The organism is Rhizobium sp. 768_B6_N1_8 (genome assembly GCF_051811225.1).
GTDB lineage: Bacteria > Pseudomonadota > Alphaproteobacteria > Rhizobiales > Rhizobiaceae > Rhizobium.
In genome coordinates this window covers 3,560,001-3,577,158 of sequence record NZ_JBPWPV010000001.1, presented here as the reverse complement: position 1 = coordinate 3,577,158, position 17,158 = coordinate 3,560,001, and the positions used below count along the sequence as shown (strand labels likewise).

The 17,158-nt window shown below is 60.4% G+C and carries 15 protein-coding genes; all 15 read right to left on the bottom strand.

The window, feature by feature from the left end:
• Nucleotides 1-3: 3 nt before the first annotated feature.
• The 15 genes from AB8B33_RS18420 to AB8B33_RS18350 all read right to left on the bottom strand — a co-directional run bounded on the left by AB8B33_RS18420 (nt 4) and on the right by AB8B33_RS18350 (nt 16,966).
• Complete coding sequence (locus AB8B33_RS18420) at nt 4-1,029, bottom strand: ABC transporter ATP-binding protein (protein ID WP_439016446.1); 1,026 nt, start codon at nt 1,027-1,029, stop codon at nt 4-6.
• Entirely contained in the window at nt 1,022-1,801 is a 780-nt protein-coding gene (locus AB8B33_RS18415; protein WP_113323756.1) for an ABC transporter permease, read from the bottom strand. Before AB8B33_RS18415 ends, AB8B33_RS18420 begins: the two co-directional genes overlap by 8 nt.
• The gene (locus tag AB8B33_RS18410; protein WP_113323755.1) at nt 1,798-2,625 is read right to left on the bottom strand and encodes an ABC transporter permease; all 828 of its coding nucleotides are present in this window, start codon (nt 2,623-2,625) and stop codon (nt 1,798-1,800) included. Before AB8B33_RS18410 ends, AB8B33_RS18415 begins: the two co-directional genes overlap by 4 nt.
• A 65-nt stretch (nt 2,626-2,690) precedes the next feature.
• The gene (locus AB8B33_RS18405; RefSeq protein ID WP_113323754.1) at nt 2,691-3,713 is read right to left on the bottom strand and encodes an ABC transporter substrate-binding protein; all 1,023 of its coding nucleotides are present in this window, start codon (nt 3,711-3,713) and stop codon (nt 2,691-2,693) included.
• A 1-nt stretch (nt 3,714) separates the two neighbouring features.
• On the bottom strand, nt 3,715-4,758 hold the full coding sequence (locus AB8B33_RS18400; protein ID WP_439016445.1) for a LacI family DNA-binding transcriptional regulator: 1,044 nt from the start codon (nt 4,756-4,758) through the stop codon (nt 3,715-3,717).
• Nucleotides 4,759-4,928: 170 nt separating this feature from the next.
• Entirely contained in the window at nt 4,929-6,362 is a 1,434-nt protein-coding gene (locus AB8B33_RS18395; RefSeq protein WP_439016444.1) for an efflux transporter outer membrane subunit, read from the bottom strand.
• 154 nt (nt 6,363-6,516) lie between these two features.
• Nucleotides 6,517-9,627, bottom strand: coding sequence for an efflux RND transporter permease subunit (locus AB8B33_RS18390; RefSeq protein WP_439016443.1), 3,111 nt, complete (start codon nt 9,625-9,627; stop codon nt 6,517-6,519).
• 50 nt (nt 9,628-9,677) lie between these two features.
• Nucleotides 9,678-10,895 carry an efflux RND transporter periplasmic adaptor subunit gene (locus AB8B33_RS18385; protein ID WP_439016442.1) on the bottom strand — a complete coding sequence of 406 codons (1,218 nt, stop codon included), beginning with the start codon at nt 10,893-10,895 and terminating at the stop codon, nt 9,678-9,680.
• A gap of 150 nt (nt 10,896-11,045) precedes the next feature.
• The gene (locus AB8B33_RS18380; protein WP_439016441.1) at nt 11,046-11,648 is read right to left on the bottom strand and encodes a TetR family transcriptional regulator; all 603 of its coding nucleotides are present in this window, start codon (nt 11,646-11,648) and stop codon (nt 11,046-11,048) included.
• A gap of 98 nt (nt 11,649-11,746) precedes the next feature.
• Nucleotides 11,747-12,691 (bottom strand): phosphoribosylaminoimidazolesuccinocarboxamide synthase, encoded by a 945-nt coding sequence (locus tag AB8B33_RS18375; RefSeq protein WP_439016440.1) that lies wholly within the window; start codon nt 12,689-12,691, stop codon nt 11,747-11,749.
• 78 nt (nt 12,692-12,769) lie between these two features.
• On the bottom strand, nt 12,770-14,512 hold the full coding sequence (locus AB8B33_RS18370) for an SLC13 family permease (RefSeq protein ID WP_439016438.1): 1,743 nt from the start codon (nt 14,510-14,512) through the stop codon (nt 12,770-12,772).
• Nucleotides 14,513-14,620: 108 nt separating this feature from the next.
• Nucleotides 14,621-15,304, bottom strand: coding sequence for a phosphoribosyltransferase (locus AB8B33_RS18365; protein ID WP_439017274.1), 684 nt, complete (start codon nt 15,302-15,304; stop codon nt 14,621-14,623).
• An 11-nt stretch (nt 15,305-15,315) separates the two neighbouring features.
• Nucleotides 15,316-16,122, bottom strand: coding sequence for a pseudouridine synthase (locus tag AB8B33_RS18360; RefSeq protein WP_439016437.1), 807 nt, complete (start codon nt 16,120-16,122; stop codon nt 15,316-15,318).
• Between the two features lie 164 nt (nt 16,123-16,286).
• Entirely contained in the window at nt 16,287-16,493 is a 207-nt protein-coding gene (locus AB8B33_RS18355; RefSeq protein ID WP_025555529.1) for a hypothetical protein, read from the bottom strand.
• 134 nt (nt 16,494-16,627) lie between these two features.
• Nucleotides 16,628-16,966, bottom strand: coding sequence for a hypothetical protein (locus AB8B33_RS18350; protein ID WP_007815384.1), 339 nt, complete (start codon nt 16,964-16,966; stop codon nt 16,628-16,630).
• Nucleotides 16,967-17,158 lie beyond the last annotated feature (192 nt).

Genomic DNA, 17,158 nt, shown 5'->3' with positions numbered 1-17,158 from the left:
ATGTCACCCGAAACGTTTGAGGCTTGCGGAGGCTGCGACCGGCAGGTCGAAGGAGATCATACTGCCGAGTTCGTATTGCGGCAGGGCGGCATCGACTTCCGCCTTGATCGGGCCGAGCACGCTGTCCAGCAGATATTCGCGGCTATTGCCGGCAAAGGATGTGCCACGCACGGTGCCGTGGAAAGGGCCAGAACCAAGGACCACCGCACGCGGCCGCCAGGCCAGGCCCGCCGCACCGTCAGGTGCTGCGGCGGAAAGCGCGACAGGGCCGTTCGGCGTCGCAAGCTTTCCGTCCTTCAGCGCAAAGATGTTTTCGAAACCGACGAAATCGGCGACGAAGGAGGAAACAGGCTTGTTGTAGATGTCCTCGGGCGTGCCGATCTGCTCGATGCCGCCGTTCAGCATGACAATGATGCGGTCGGCAAGCGCAAGCGCTTCTGCCTGATCGTGGGTGACGAAGATCATCGTTACGCCAGTTTCCTTCTGGACGCGCTGCAGCTCGGCACGCATTTCAAGGCGAAGGCGGGCGTCGAGGTTGGAAAGCGGCTCGTCGAGCAACAGCACTTTCGGCTCCATGACCATGGAGCGGGCGAGCGCCACGCGCTGCTGCTGGCCGCCCGAAAGTTCGCCCGGCTTACGGCCGACAAATTTCGCAAGGCCGACGGATTTGAGGCCGGCATTGACCTTGCCATCCAGAACCTCGCCGCGAAGGCCCTTCAAGCGCAGGCCGAAGGCAACGTTTTCATAGACAGTCAGATGCGGGAACAGCGCGTAGGACTGGAAGACGAGGCCGACGGCGCGCTTGTTGGCGGAGACGCGGGTGATCTCGGCGCCATCGAGATTGATGCGGCCGGAAGCGGGGTTCAGCAGGCCGGCAATGGCGCGCATGGTCGTCGTCTTGCCGCAGCCGGAAGGGCCAAGAAGGGCTACCAACTCGCCCTTGGCAATCGACAGGTCGAGGTCCTTCACCGCGACCGTATCGCCATAAGCGAGCGTCAGCTTGTCGAGTTGAAGGTAGGCATCAGACATAGCGTGAGAATCCCAGGAAGCGTTCGGCGAGGAAGACGATGCCGATCGAAAGGAAGGCGAGCAGCGCCGAAAGCGCGGCAACGGACGGGTCGTAGGTTGTCTCCATATAGCCCAGCATGTCGATCGGCAGCGTGCGCACGCCAGGGCCGGAGAGGAAGAGCGAGACCGGCACCTGATTGAAGCTGGTGACGAAGCCGAGAATGAAGGCCGCGAGAATGCCGCCGCGGATATTCGGCATGACCACGCGGAAGAAGGCGCCGAGCCGCGAGGAGCCGAGCAAGACCGCGGCTTCCTCGATGTCCGAGCGCAGGTTGCCGAGGCTTGCGGACACCACGCGTACTGCATAGGGCAGCACGAGTGCGGTATGGGCGAAGAAGAGAGCCAGCGTGATGTTGAAGCCGAAAGGTACGACCAGGTAACGCAGTAGTGCCAGGCCGACGATGATGCCGGGCACGATGATCGGCAGCGAGACGATGGTTCTCACCGTCTCTGCGCCCGGCAGACGGTAGCGCGACAGGCTATAGGCGGCGGGGATGCCGAGAATGAGGGCCGCCAGCGTGCCGAAGACCGCAAGGAACATCGACATGGCGAAGCTCTCGCGGAAACTATCGATGGTGAAGACCTTGGCGACCCAGCGCAGTGACAGGCCCTGCGGCGGAAAGGCCAGTGTGTCGCCGGCCGAAAGCGAAGCGGCGATGATGATCAGGAAAGGGCCAATCAGGAAAACCAGCAGCAGGAACAGCACGACCGGCGAGAAGAGGCGGATGCTCATCGGCGGTTCCTCGCAGTGGCAAGGCGCTTCAGCAGGATATTGGCGGCAAAGCTCATGACGATCAGGATGAAGGCGATGACGCTCGCCGAGACAAAATTGTTGGCGACGGAGACCTGCTGGTACAGCAGCGTTTCCAGCATCAGCACCTTGGAGCCGCCGAGGATGGCCGGCGTGATATAGGCCGTCAGCGAGCCAGTGAAGACCAGCGTGCCGCCGACGACGAGGCCTTCCTTGGTGAGCGGCAGGATGACTTTCCAGAAGACCTGGAACCAGTTCGCACCGAGCACGCGGGCAGCTGGAATGGCATCCTTCGGCATGTTCTCGAGCGCGCTGATGAGCGACAGGATCATCAGCGGCAAGAAAAGTTGCAGCAGGCCGATGAAGACGGCGGTTTCGGTGAAGAGCAGTCGCAGCGGTTCCGCACTCAGGCCGAGGCCGGTGATGGCTTCATTGACGATGCCGGTGCGGCCGAGAATGACGATCCAGGCATAGGTGCGGGCGACCGGCGAAATCATCAGCGGCAGGGTGATGAGGCCGATCATGCGGCCCTTGCCCTTCGGCGGCAGGTTGACGATCGCAAAGGCGGCGGCATAGCCGATGACGGCCGACACCGCTGTCACCTCGAGGCCAAGCCGGAAGGTGCGGAAGAAGACGGTGCGGTTCAGCGTTTCGGAGAAGAAATCCGTATAGGCGGCAAGTGTCCATGCCCCACCAATGCGAAAACCTTCGGAGAGCAGGATCGCGACAGGCAGCAGAAAGACCACGGCGGCGAAGATCGCTGCCGGCAGGGCAAGCGCCAGGGCTTCTGCGCGGTTCTGAAACATGAGACGCCTTTCGAGCGGAGGAAGGGTCGGTCCCTGTCGGTGCCGGGACCGATTTCAGCAGTGGCTTACTGGCCGACCTTTTCGTTCCATTCCTTCAGCCAGCCATTGCGGCTGTCGAGGGCGGCTGCGGAGGGGATCAGCTTCAGGCTCTTGGCGGTGTCTTCGCCATAGGTGATGTTGTTGGCGACCTTGTCGGAGACCTTGACCTCCTTGTTGGCCGGGCTGTCGATCAGCTTTTCGGCGAGCTTGGTCTGGACTTCGGTCGAGAGCCAGAAATCCATGAACTGCAGGGCGAGATCCTGGTTCTTCGAACCCTTGGTCAGGACCAGCACGTTCATGCCGCCGGTCTGGCCTTCCTTCGGCGTTGCCCAGGCGACGGGGACGTTGAGCTTGGTAAAGCCTGCCCAAGAGAAGCGGCCGATCGGAGCGGCCCAGATTTCTTCCTGCTGCATCAGCTGTACGATCTGGGAAGACTTTTCATAGAAGGTTACGATCTCGTCCTTCTTTTCGCCAAGCGCCTCAATCGGCGCCTTGAGATCAGGGGTGTCCTTGCCGAGCGCGAGGCCGAGCATATAGAGCGCCGGCGGGCCCTGGTTGGTCGTGACGTTCGGGAAGGCGACGTGACCGACATATTCGGGCTTCAAGAGGTCAGCCCAGGACTCGATCTTCATCTTGTCCGCGCGATAGGCGATCGAGGTGGCGTAAAAGGTGTAGCCGACGCTCATGCCGTCGCCGTTCGGATCCTTGGCGATATCATAGAGTTTGGAGAAGTTTTCAAGCTTGGATGTATCGACCTTGTCGATCAGGCCGGCGCGGGAAGCGGCAAGGCCGTCAGCCATGGATACGGCGGCAAGATCGACCACCGGATTGGCCTTGTTGGCTTCCATCTTGGCGATGCGCTCAACGCTGTTGCCGGTTTCGACAACGAGCTTGCAGCCGCACTTGGCTTCGAAGGGATCGTAGACGATCGTCTTGTAGTCATCTTGCGCGAATGCGTAGACGGAAATGGTCAGCGTGCGTTCCTGTGCCGCGGCGCCGAGGGGGTAAAGTGCGGCGAGCGCCGCCGATGCAATAAGAGCCTTTTTCATTCTACAAGTTCTCCATCTCTGAGGTTTTTGGTGCCGGGTTCGCGAGCCCGGATGACTGGCGGATGATGAGTTGCATGGGCACACGTTCGGTCTCCGCCGTAACCAGCACGCCCTCTCGCGTGCCGCTTTCGTTTATTCTGTCGACCAGTGCCGAGACGGCGATTTCGGCGATGGTATCCATGTCCATCCTTACCGTCGTCAGCGACGGTGTGACGACAGGCGACCAGATGAGATCATCGAAGCCGGTGACGCTGACATCGGCGGGCACGCTGATCCCCTCCTGCTGCAGTTCGGTCAGCGCGCGTAGCGCCTGCAGGTCGGAAAGGGCGGCAAAGGCGGTGAAGCCCTGACGTGCCTTTTCCGCAAGGCCCAGCCGGCAACCGGCGCTCGTCTCGTTCTCCAACCGCTCGATCCAGAGTGTTTCGGAGCGCATGCCAGGCTGCAGGCCGGCCCTGATGCCGCCGGCGCGGTCATTCTGGACATTGGATTCGTGATTATTGCCGATGATCAGGATCTGCTTGTGACCGAGGCCGGCGAGATGGGCGGCGATTTCCCTGCCGCCCTGCCAGTGGTCGGCAGCGACCGTATTGCCGGGCGTGGAGGCGGTATCGATGACTGCGACCGGGCAGCTTGCGGCGGAAATGCGGGTGGCACGGCGCGGCACGACCACCATGCCGTCAACGCCACGCTCCACCAGCCGGTTGATCGCCTCGGTCTGCGCCGTGATATCGCCACGGGAGTCGGCGATCAGCACGCCGTAGCCTGCAGCGGATGCAGCATATTCGATGGCCTGGGCGATCTTCGGAAAGAGAGGATTGGCAATGTCAGGCAGGACAAGGCCGAGCACGCCGCTGCGGCCGGTGCGCAGAGCCCGACCGGCCTGGCTCGGCACATAACCGAGTTCAGCAGCATGCGTGCGAATTCTTTCAATCAGAGCGTCAGAAACCCGGCCCTTGCCGGAGAGCGCATTCGAAACCGTGGCAACAGAGACGCCAAGCGACGTCGCTATCCTGCTGAGGTTGGGTCCCGGGCGTTGTGAAGCCATTGTTTCGAAGTGCTGCGCTTAATCGTTTAATCAACTGCATAGCGTAGCGATTGCGGCTTGTCGAATCCAAATTCCTTCCATGCGCATATTATCTATCCCGGCAGATATTCACGCAAAGAAAAAGCCCCGCGGAAAACCGCGGGGCTTCGGAATAATACTATGCGAGGAGCTTAGCTGCCCTTGGTAACCTTGACCGGTCCCGGACCGGTGGTCTTCCCGCCCGGAGCGAAGCCGCCACCGGTTGCGATGTTGAGCGCAGCGTAATCCTTCGCCATCTGCTGAACAGCGGCGGCAAGGCTTGCCTGAGCGAGAGAGACCTGACGCTGGGCGTCGAGAACGTCGAGCAGCGAGGAAGCGCCGTCCTTGTAGGATGCCGTCGAAAGCTCGAGGGTTTCCTGCGTCGTCCGGACCTGGGCGCGCAACGCATCAACCGTCTGGGCATCACGGCGAACGGCCGACAGGGCGTTTTCGACCTGCTCAATTGCCGTCAGGACGGTCTGCTTCCAGGTGAGATAGGATGCGACGGCGTTGGACTTGGAGACGTCGACATTGGCGCGCAGACTGCCGCCGTCGAGGATCGGCAGGTTCAGGGTCGGGCCGAAGGACCATGCCGACAGGCCGCCGTGGATGCCGCGCTGGTTGATGTAGCTGGGCGAGATCGAACCGGACAGCGAGATCGACGGGTAGAGCTGAGCTTCGGCGACACCGATCTGGGCGGTGGCCGCGGCGAGGTTCCGCTCGGCCTGGCGAATATCCGGACGGTTGCGGATCAGGTCGGCCGGAATGCCGGAATTGATGCCGCCGCGGAAGGTCGGCTGGCCAGAGCCACGCAACAGTTCATCGACCATGGAACCGGCCGGCTGGCCGACGAGGGTGGCGATATGATGAGCCGAAACGCGGATGTTGGTTTCGAGGCCGGGAATTTCTGCCAGCGTCGACTGGACAAGACCTTCAGCCTGAACGACGTCGAGGCGGGACGCCGCACCTGCATCAAGCTGGAACTTGGTGAGGTCGTAGGTTTCCTGACGGGACTTCAGGTTGGCTTTCGAAAGCGCCAGGCGCTGCTGGAAGAAGCGTAGGTCAATATAGGTTGAGACAAGGTCCTGGATGTAGGACAGCTTGGCGATGTCGGCACCCGCGTAAGCGGAATCAAGAGAGGCGAGGGCGCTTTCCTTGCTGCGCCTGAAAAGACCGAACATGTCGAGCAGCCAGGACAGGGAAAGCTGTCCGGCGCTGGTATTGCGGGTGTTAAATTGGTCGCGCAGCTCGCCGGTCTGGCCGCTGACGGTGTGCGAAGCGCCAACATCGAGAGCAGGCAAGGCACCGGCGCCGGCGACGGTCACGTTGGCGGACGCGGAATTGATGCGCTCGATCGCTTGTTGAATCGTCAGGTTTTGGCTAAGGCCGGTCTGGACAAGGCTGTCTAGCTTGCGGTCGTTATAGGCGGTCCACCAGGCCGTGGTAGCGACATCGCCGATGTTCTTTTTGCCACCTTCACTGAATTTTCCAGGAAGCGCCATTTCAGGAGGTACGTGATCAGGGCCTACTACACAGCCCGACAGCAATAACAATAGCGCCGGTGTGGCATAACGAAGAGATACCATGCATTTCATCCTGTAACTCGAGCAAGTCAATTCTTGTCCGAAGCGTCATGCTTCACCATCGGCCTGACGCGCCTCGTTCCTTACGCTAAACACATGCCGAAGCAGTCCGTGCGCAATGTAGCAATCCGGAAAGCTTTCTCACAGTGCATTTATATCACACTCCCGCCTCATTTTTTTGCCGTGTGGCAAAGATGCGGCGGATCACGACGAAGAAGGACGGCACGAAGAAAATGCCGAGCGCCGTCGCCGAAAGCATGCCCCCGAGCACGCCGATGCCGATCGCATTCTGGGCAGCGGAACCCGCGCCCGTTGCGATGGCCAAAGGCACGACGCCGAGAATAAAAGCCAAAGAGGTCATGATGATCGGGCGCAGGCGCAGCCTTGCTGCTTCCAGCGTTGCCTCGAAGAGCCCCATGCCCGTCTCCATTCGGTCCTTTGCGAATTCCACGATCAGGATCGCGTTCTTCGCGGCAAGGCCGATGGTCGTGAGCAGGCCGACCTTGAAATAGACGTCGTTCGCCTGCCCGAAGAGCGTTGCTGCCGCAAGCGCGCCGAGCACGCCGACCGGCACGGCCATGATGACCGAGAACGGGATCGACCAGCTCTCGTAAAGAGCAGCCAGGCAGAGGAAGACGACGAGAACCGAAATCGCGTAAAGCATTGGTGCCTGCGAGCCGGAGAGCCGCTCCTGATAGGAGATGCCCTGCCAGGCGACCGTGTAGCCGCCGCCGAGCTGTTCGGTCAGGGCTTCCATCTCGTTCATGGCTTCACCCGAGGAGACGCCAGGAGCTGCCGCTCCGTCGAGCGGGATAGCACTGACGGCGTTGAAGCGAGCGAGCGACGGCGCGCCATCGACCCATTGGGTTGTCGTGAAGGCGGAGAAGGGCACCATCTCGCCCGCGTTGTTGCGGGCATACCAGTGGTTCAGATCGGTCGGCTGCATGCGGAAGGGCGCGTCGCCCTGAACGTAGACCGGCTTGATCTCACCGTTCAGCGTGAAATCGTTGACGTCGCGGCCGGTGAAGATGATCGACAGCATGGAGTTTACCGAGGCGAGGTCGACACCCATGGCGCCGATCTTCTCCTGATCGATCAGGATCTTCATCTGCGGCTCGACTTCCTTGTTATTCGAACGAAGTGCCACGACCTTGCCGGTGGCGCCAGCCATCTGGATCAGCCGCTTGGAAGCGGCCGTCAGGGCTTGATTGCCATGACCGCCGGTATCCACCAGATACATGGAGAAGCCGCTCGACACGCCGAGACCCTGGATCGCGGGCGGCAGCAGCGCAAAGACCTGCGCCTCGCGGATCGTGAAGAAGTTCTTGAGAGCCCGGTTGACCACTGACTGCGCGCTGAGATTGGGATCGGTGCGCAGCGAAAAGTCCTTGAGCTTGGTAAAGACGATGGCGCTGTTCTGGCCCGAGCCGTTGAAGCCGAAGCCGAGCGCGCCGAAGACGGAATCCACCGCATCCTTCTCGTTTTCACGGAAGTATTTTTCGACCTTTTCAACGACGGCCTGCGTCTGCTGCGTGGTGGAACCCGGGGGCGTGGTGACGATGGTCAAGAGCACGCCCTGGTCTTCCTGCGGCAGGAACGAACTCGGCAGGCGCGAGAAGAGATAGGCGCAACCGACGCCGACCAGCAGGAACACCAGCATGACGCGGATCGGCCGCTTCAAGAGGTAGCCGATGGTGCGGACATAGCCGTTGGTCGAGCGGGTGAAGTTGCGGTTGAACCAGTCGCCGATGCGATGCTTCTTATGCTCGTTGACCGGCTTCAGCATCGTGGCGCAGAGCGCCGGCGTCAGCACGATGGCGACGAGTGCAGACAGCAGCATGGCCGAAACGATGGTGATGGAGAACTGGCGATAAATGATGCCGGTAGAGCCGCCGAAGAAGGCCATTGGAATGAAAACGGCGGTCAGCACGAGAGCGATGCCGACGATGGCACCGGTGATTTCACCCATCGACTTCTCGGTCGCTTCGAGCGGCGAGAGCTTTTCCTCCGACATGATGCGTTCGACATTTTCCACGACGACGATGGCGTCGTCGACGAGAAGGCCGATCGCCAGCACCATGGCAAACATCGTCAGCGTATTGATCGAATAGCCTGTTGCCGCAAGGACGCCGAACGTGCCGAGAAGCACGACGGGAACGGCGATAGTCGGGATCAATGTCGCGCGCAGGTTCTGCAGGAAGATAAGCAGGACCACGAAGACGAGCACGATCGCCTCGATCAGCGTATGCACGACCTTCTCGATTGACAGCTCGACGAAGGGGGTCGTGTCGTAGGGATAGGTGATCTCGACGCCTTCCGGCAGGCCACGGCCGATCGTTTCGAGCGCGGTGCGGACACGGGCGGCGGTATCGATGGCGTTCGCGCCAATCGCAAGGTTGATGGCGAAACCCGATGATGGCTGGCCATTATAGCGCGAGCTGCCACCATAGCTTTCCTGACCGATCTCGACGCGGGCGACATCGCTGAGGCGGACTGTCGAACCGTCCTTTTCGACCTTCAGGATGATGTGCTCGAAATCCGCGACGGTGGTGAGCTGGCTCTGTGCGGTGATGGTGACGTTGATCTGCTGGCCCGGGACGGCCGGCTGGGCGCCGAGCGAGCCGACAGAGACCTGGGTATTCTGTGCCTGGATGGCCGAGGTCACGTCGCCAGGGGTAAGCTGGTATTTCTGCAGCTTGAACGGATCCAGCCAGACGCGCATCGCATAGCCGGAGCCAAATACGTTGATGCTGCCCACGCCTTCCAGGCGCTGGATCTGGTCCTCGATCGAGGTCGACATGATGTTGCCGAGGTCGACGGAGGTGCGCTTGCCGTCCGTCGAGACCAGCGAGCCGACGAGAAGAATGCTCGAGGTGGAGCGTGTGACGCTGATGCCGGCATCGATGACGTCGCCGGGGAGCTGCGACTGGACGAGCTGCAACTTGTTCTGCACTTGCACCTGCGCGATGTCAGGATTGATGCTGGTGCCGAAGGTCAGCGAAATGCTGGCTGAGCCTGTCGATGAGGTCGAGGTCATGTAGGTGAGGTCATCGAGACCTGTCATGCCGTCTTCGATGATTGTGGTCACCGATTTTTCGACCGTCTCGGCGCTCGCGCCGCGATAGCTGGTGTTGATGCGGACCGTGGTCGGCGCAATGTCCGGATATTGCGAGATCGACAGCGTGAAGATGGCGAGCAGACCTGCGAGCATGATAGTGATCGCAATGACCCAGGCGAAGATCGGTCGTCGGATGAAAAACTTGGCCATCGGTTATTCCTGTACGGCTGGGACGGTGACGATACGAAAGCGCCTGTGCATTACTTTGCTGCAGGCTTCTGTTCGCCTCCGGCCACGGGCTGATCGGCAGGGACAACCACGCCGTTGTCGTTGATCTTCATTGGAACCGGCTTTACCGGTATGCCTGATACAATCGACTGCAGGCCGCTGACGATCAGCTGATCGCCGTCCTTCACGCCTTGCGTCACCAGCCAGGAATTGTTGGAGGGTGTGGCATTTTCGAAGACACGGGTCTCGACCTTCCCCTCGGCGGAAATGAATTGTGCGGTCAGGCGGCCGTTGGCATCGCGGGTTGTTGCAAGCTGCGGCAGGGAATATCCGGCTTCAGCACCGAGTTCGACCGTGGCGCGGACATACATGCCCGGCAGGACGACGCGGTCCGGATTTGGGAAAACCACGCGAATGATGAAGGTGCCGGTCGTTTCGCTGACGACCTGCTTCGACATGTCGAGCTTGCCCTTCTGATTATATTCACGGCCGTCTTCAAGGATTAGCCGGAACGCGATGTTGTTGTCCTCGCCCTTGACCTCGCCGGCAGCGATCGCATCGCGCAGCTTCAGCAGGTTGGTGCTCGATTCCGTCAGCGAAATGTAGATCGGATCGAGTTGGCGGACGGTGGTCAGTGCGGTCGACTGGTTGGCCGCAACGACGTTGCCGATGTTGTAGGCCGTCTGGTCGATGACGCCGTCGAAGGGGGCGGTGATCTTCGTGTGATCGAGGTCGATCTGCGCCGCGCTCAATGCCGCCTTCGCGGATTCGACCTCTGCATTTGACTGGGCAAGGGCCGTGCGGGCGGTTTCGAATTCGATCTGTGTTGCGCCGCTGCCGACCAGACGCTGGTAGCGGTCGAAATTGCTCTGGGCGCTCGGCACGCCTGCCTGAGCCTTGGAAATCGCAGCCTGGGCCTGCTCGACCGCTGCGCGGTAGGCGGCATCGTCGATCTGGTAGAGCAGGTCGCCCTTCTTGACTTCGCCGCCTTCCTTGAACGCGATTTCACGGATGATGCCGTTCACCTGCGGGCGGATATCGGCCACTTGGAAGGCTTCGGCGCGGCCAGGCAGGATCGTGGTGATCGGATAGGTATCCTTCTTCAGTGTGACCACACCGACCGGGGCAGCCTGCTGGGCAGCGCCGCCTGCGCCTGCATTGCCGGCGGGTTTGCTGCCGCTCTCGTTGCAGGCAGCGAGGCCCATAACGAGCAAAAGGGCCGTGGAGACGATGAGGGCACGCCGAATCATGCTGAATTCCTGTGCGGTTGGCAGTAGCGGTTCAATCGCCGGCGCTATGAGGCGCCGCTCTATATAAGAGTGATGATTGATCCGGAAACAGATGCCGTTATCCGATATTAAGAAAAGCTTTACGAAGTGACGTAATTCAGCAATCGTCACTTAGCAAGGGTTATTTTGCAGTGCGGCATCCACGAAACACACGATTTTTTCCGCACGGTGAACAAGTGTGTTTTTGTCGTCCTTGGCAATGAGAATGGGATGCAGAACACAGGCCAGAACGTCTGCAACGGTGCGGGCTGCCACGTCCGTATTGTCGCAATGGTAATTGCCTTCGGCCACGCCTTCGCGAATGATCTCGCCGAGCTTCTGCTCTATCCGTTCGCGATAGCGATGACCGGCGTCAAGCTTGGCGTCGATCGTCGAGATTACCATTTCGAAGATGTAGGGGTTCTGCTGGATGTCCTGCAGATGACTGTCGAGCAGGCGCAGGACGAAGCTCAGCAGTTGCTCCTTAGGCGGCAGGCTGGTGTCAACGGCGGCGAAGCGCTCCGTGGCATTGCCGAGATGGCGCTCGGCAATCGCATCGACAAGCACCGCCTTTGATTGAAAATGCTTGAAAACATTAGCCGGCGACATGTGCAGCGACGAGGCGATATCGGCGATGGAAACTGCGACGAAGCCGCGCTGGCGAAACAGTGTCTCCGCCATCGAGAGGATATCCTCCCTGGTCTCTTCGGCCTTGCGTCTGGGCCTGCGTGCCATCTGTCCCCCGCCGGGCTCGGCCCGGCACCCCTTTTTTCCGATGCTAGCGCGATTGGTTGAAAGGCTGCAAGCAGGCTCGCAGCTTTGTCTTCAACGGTTCAGGAAAAATAGGGCGCGAGATTTGCCCGGACACGCGCCGCTGGCGTTTCGCCGCGGTCGTCGGGTACGAAGCGTTCACCGGTGATCCATTCATAGGCTTTGATGTAGACGGCCGAGGTCTGCTCGATCAGCTCGACTGGAATTTCCGGAATTTCATCCTTGTAGGGGTCGCAGCGCTCGACCACCCAGGCGCGCACGAAGTCCTTGTCGAAGCTGTCCGGCCGCTTGCCGGCTTCGAAGGCAGCGGGATAGGTTTCCGCCACCCAGTATCGGCTGCTGTCGGGCGTATGGATTTCGTCGGCGAGAATGATGCTGCCATTCTCGTCCGTGCCGAATTCATATTTGGTGTCGACAAGGATCAGGCCGCGTTTTGCCGCCATTTCCTGGCCGCGGGCGAAAAGAGCCAGCGCATATTTCGAAAGCGTTTCCCACTGCTCTTTCGTCAGCAGTCCGCGGCTGACGATTTCGGCCGGCGTCAGCGGCTCGTCGTGGCCGCCATCGAACTCCTTGCTGGTCGGAGTGATGACCGGCTCGGGAAGAATCTGGTTGTCGCGCATGCCGTCGGGCAGGCGCATGCCGTACATCTCGCGCTCACCCTTTTTGTAAAGCGTCAGGATCGAGGTGCCGGTCGTGCCGGCGAGATAACCACGCACAACGATTTCGACCGGAAGAATGTCGAGCCGCTTGCCGATGACGACGTTCGGATCGGGATAGTCGAGAACGTGATTGGGGCAAATGTCCTTCGTTGCCTCGAACCAGTAGCGGGCCGTCTCAGTCAGCACCTGTCCCTTGTAGGGAATGCAGGTCAGGATGCGGTCGAAGGCGCTCAGCCTGTCGGTGCTGATGATGATGCGCCGCCCATCCGGAAGATCGTAATTCTCGCGCACCTTGCCACGGTAGTAGTTCGGCAATTCCGGGAAATGGGCTTCGGAGAGAATACGCACGGTGGCTGGCTGTCCTTCTATCGGCTTAGACTGTCCCTGCTCTAGTTTCATTGCCGGGGAAGTCAAGCAAAGGCTCATTCAAAGCCAGAATAGGGCGATGAGAATGAGCGTGACTATATAGCCGGCGAGCGTCAGCGGCCAGCCGGCGCGCAGGAAATCGCCGAAGCGGTAGCTGCCGATGCTCATCGACAGGGTATTGTTGTGATGGCCGAAGGGGGTCAGGAAATCCTGCGAGGCGCCTGCCGCCACCGCGATTAGATAGGCCTGCGGCGGCTGCTGGCCGGCTCTTGCAAATTCCAGCGCAATCGGCGCAAGCACGATTGCGACCGTCGCGTTGTTGACGAAGGGCGTCAGCGCCATGGCGAGAAACAGAACGAGTGCAATGCCCCAGAGGGGATGGCTGATCGGGAATGCCAGGCTCAGCCATGCCGCGATGGTCTCGGCCGTGCCGGTTGTTGCGACCGCCTGGCCGATCGGGATCATCGCTGCGAGCATGATGATGATTGGCCAGTTGAGATCCGCCATTGCATGGCGAATGTTGAGATAGCCGGGCAGTGCGAGCGCCAGCACCACGAAGGCAAGAGCAATATCGGGGCGTAGGCCGAAGGCGGAAGCGACAACGCCGCAGGCAAAGATTGCAAAAGGCTGCCATGAAGCTGACGATCCGGGGGAGGGCGCTGCGGAGGCAAGCGGCAGGCATTCACACTCCTCCAACGCCTCAGCTATCGCCGCTTTCGGGCCTTCCAGCACCAATATGTCGCCGATCGAAAGCTGCAGATCCGCAAAGCGTCCTTCTATGCGGGGAGAACGCATCGACAGTGCCGAGATCGTGACCCCGCGATTGCGGAAGACCTCGAGTGAGGCGATGCGGGAGCCGACGACCGTGCTTTCCGGCATGACGACGGCTTCGATGCTGACGAAATCCGGCTGCAGTCCGTGCGGATGGGCGTCTGGCACCAGCGCCTGCGAGGCGGCCAGATCCGCGAAGACCGAATCCGCGCCCTGCGCCAGCAGAATATCACCCGGCTGGATGACCGATTGTTTGAGCGGGCCAAAGACGAAAGCCCTGTCGCGGATCAGGGCATGCGCCTGGACGCCGAAACGCTCGGGACATTGGGCAAGTGTTACGCCGACGAGCGGCGAATGCTCGGGAATGCTGCGTTCGACGACGATACGGCGGGCCGGCGGAGTTGGCATTTCTGCGGCCTCGTCGGGCTTCGAAAACAATCGCTGCACGATCAGCGCAATCAGCAGAATGCCTGTTATGGCGACCGGAAGCCCGACATAAGCGAAGTCGAAGAAGCGGAAACCTTTGCCGGTGGTTTTCTCAAGCGCATCGCTGACGAGAAGATTTGCGGGCGTGCCGATCAAAGAGACGAGACCGCCGAGAAGAGCGGCGAAGGAGATCGGCATCACGAGCTGCCGGCGTGGAATGCTCATGAGCGTGCTCAGCCGCAACGCCAGCGGCAAGCTGATCGCAAAGGCACCGATATTGTTCATGAAGATCGAGATGAAGCCGGTCAGAGCGGAGACGCCTGTTATGACCCGGAAATGCGAGAGACCCAATGCCACGAAGCGCTCGGCGAGGCTGTCAAAGAGTTTGGTGCGCGCCAGTACTTGGACGATCAGCAGGATTTCGACCACGGTGACGACGACAGGGCTTGCGAAGCCGGCAAAGGTGCTATCGGCGGGATAAAGACCGAGCATATAGCCCGCAAGCAATCCGCCGATCGAGATAACTTCCATGCGCAGGCGGTCGAGGGAGAACAGGAAGAGCATCGCCACCAGCAGGATCAGGAGGGCTGCTTGCTCAAGCGTCATCGGTGGTTCCTGTCTTCGATCACACGCCGAATGTAGCTCTTCGTCTCGCGCTGTATAGCCCGTTCAGACGAAAGAATGATCGGTCCTCACATGTGATCTTGATGCCGCTCAGGCAGGTCTGCGCCATTTTCCTTCGGCTGTCCGCTCTAGGATGGGCGTGGCAAAAACGCCTTTCGTGCGTGCCTGCCATTGAGGGCCTGCGGCGTCGAGTTTGGCGCGCCAGCGGTCCGATTGCAGCATGGCCGCGCCAATGACGACGGGTTCTGTGCCGCAGCTTGCGAGCAGATCGAGACCTGCGACGATCGAGGTCCCGCTAGATATGACGTCATCGATCAGCGCGACGCGGCGTCCTTCCAGGAGGGGTAGCATGCGCGGATCGACATAGAGCCGTCTTTGTTGTTCCGGCGTGGTGATCGATGAGAGGGCGACCGACAGTTCGTCGCGATACCAGAATTTGCGGGAGGTGCCGAGCGGCACGTAACGGCTGTGGCCGAGCTTCTGGGCGACGGCCGCCGCAAGCGTCAGGCCGAGTGTCGGCAGGCCGGCGACCACATCGATGCCTGATGGTTCTATCTTTGCCGCAAGGTTTTCGGCGAGCACATCCAGCACCGCAAAGCTTGCCTGATTGATGATCAGCGAGGCCATCGCATGCTCACCATCCGAAAGTACCCGGATCGGCAGCCGCAACTGCCTGCCATCTTCCAGTTCCGCTATAAAGAAGGAGGTGAAATCGCCGGCCGTTTGGAAACTGCCCGGAGGATGGATCTCCTGCCAGAAATCATGCGGCTTCATCTCGTTCATTCTCAATCCCGTATTGCCTTGCCGGTACCTACCTTGCGGCGAAGGTCCTTCAGTTCAGATTCAGTCAGCGCCCTGACCGATCCCTTCGGCAGGTCGCCAAGCTCCAGCCCACCGATCGCGACACGCACGAGCCGCAGACAGGCGATATCGAGCGCTTCCAGCATTCGGCGGATCTGCCGGTTGCGGCCCTCCTGCAATTCCACTTCGATCCAGGAATTGCGGTCACCCTCGCGCAGCTTGCGGGCAGCGGTCGCGCGCAGCAGTTCGCCGTCATGCCGAAGACCTGACATCATCGCCGCCAGCATGTCGTCATCGGCGATCCGATCGATCTGCACATGGTAGGATTTCGAGACGTGGGTGATTGGATCGAGCAGCGTCTGGGCGAATTCCGTATCGTTGGTAAAGAGCAGCAGCCCCTCGCTCGCCTTGTCGAGCCGACCGACAGGAGAGAGGTGTGGGGCATCAAAATCGGCCAGACAGTCATAGACGGTCGGGCGGCCCTCCGGATCATGACGAGTAGTCACAAGGCCGCGCGGCTTGTTGAGCATCAGGTAGATCCTGGCCTCTGCGACGATCTCTTTGTCATCGACCTTGATAAGGGCGGTCGAAAGATCGACCCATGCCGAGGGATCTGTGACAATGCGATCACCGACCGCGACGCGGCCCTCAGCGATGAGGCGTTCGGCCTGCGTGCGAGAACAATAGCCAAGCTTGGAGAGCGCACGAGGAAGCGTGACCCGCTTGCCGGCCGGTTCGGCCTGGGGTCTGTTGCGTTCGTGTGTTTTCTGTGGTGATCGCCGGCCTTTCACTTCGCCATCCCTGATGCGATTGCGAAAGCCGTTCTTTGCACGAACGAGGCACGGATGCCAGCAATGGTGCTCGAAATTCTGGGGAGTAGGGGATTTCGGATGCCGAAAGAAATCATCGACGCTTTAGCCAAAGCGCAGTGGGCAAGAAGAGTTTTTCTATCGCCTCAAGTGCAGGCCATAAAACCGGCGAGTTCCTGCCGGCTCATCACAATGCCGGCTGCGGCCTTGGCCGGGTCCGGATGCGTATACGAGAGGCTCGGCATTTCGGGCAGATCGAGCGCCTGGCGCATGTTCATAATGCCGACTGCGCGACGTCCATCGCTGCCGTCGACGCTGACTTCAACGATCAGCTTCTCTCTCTTATTGTCCATAATGTCCTCCCTTCATTTTTATGTTCCTATCAGTCGCATTAAAAATTGGTTTTTCTAAGACATAAGTGTTTACGCATCCTGCAAAAAATGGATCTGCAGGATGCGTAAAAATACGGGATCTGGAGCTTGGCAGTTCAACGCCACCAGTGACGCGGCTCGGGCTGCGAGGCGCCCGACAACATATAACCTGCCAGGAAGCCGATCGCGCCGGCAACCAGAAGCGCGGTTGTGGTCGCTGCCGGGTGTTCGCGGGCCGTGCCGGCGACTGCGGCACCTTCGGCCCGGATCTGGGCGACAGCGCTCTTTGCGCGGGGAAGCGCGTCTTCATAAGCCTTGCCGGCGCGGTCGCGTACTTCATAGTAGGCTTCGGCACCTTGCGCGGAAATCATCTTCTGCAGGCGGGAGACCTCCTGCTGCAGAGCGGCGATATCCTTGCTGACGGAAGTTCTGAGATCATCGGTATTGGCGGCCATGTCTGTCTCCTTTCCTTCAATGGGGAGGGAAACACGAAAAACCGCGTTAGGTTCCGAACCTTTCGCCACAATCCAATATGACGGTTGTTTGACAGTGGCGATGGGGCCGGCGTTTATCCTGCGTTAACCATAAAATTGACCAAGGCACTGTTTTTTCGTGGCCTTTCCGCGTTTTTCGGAGGGGTTCCGGAT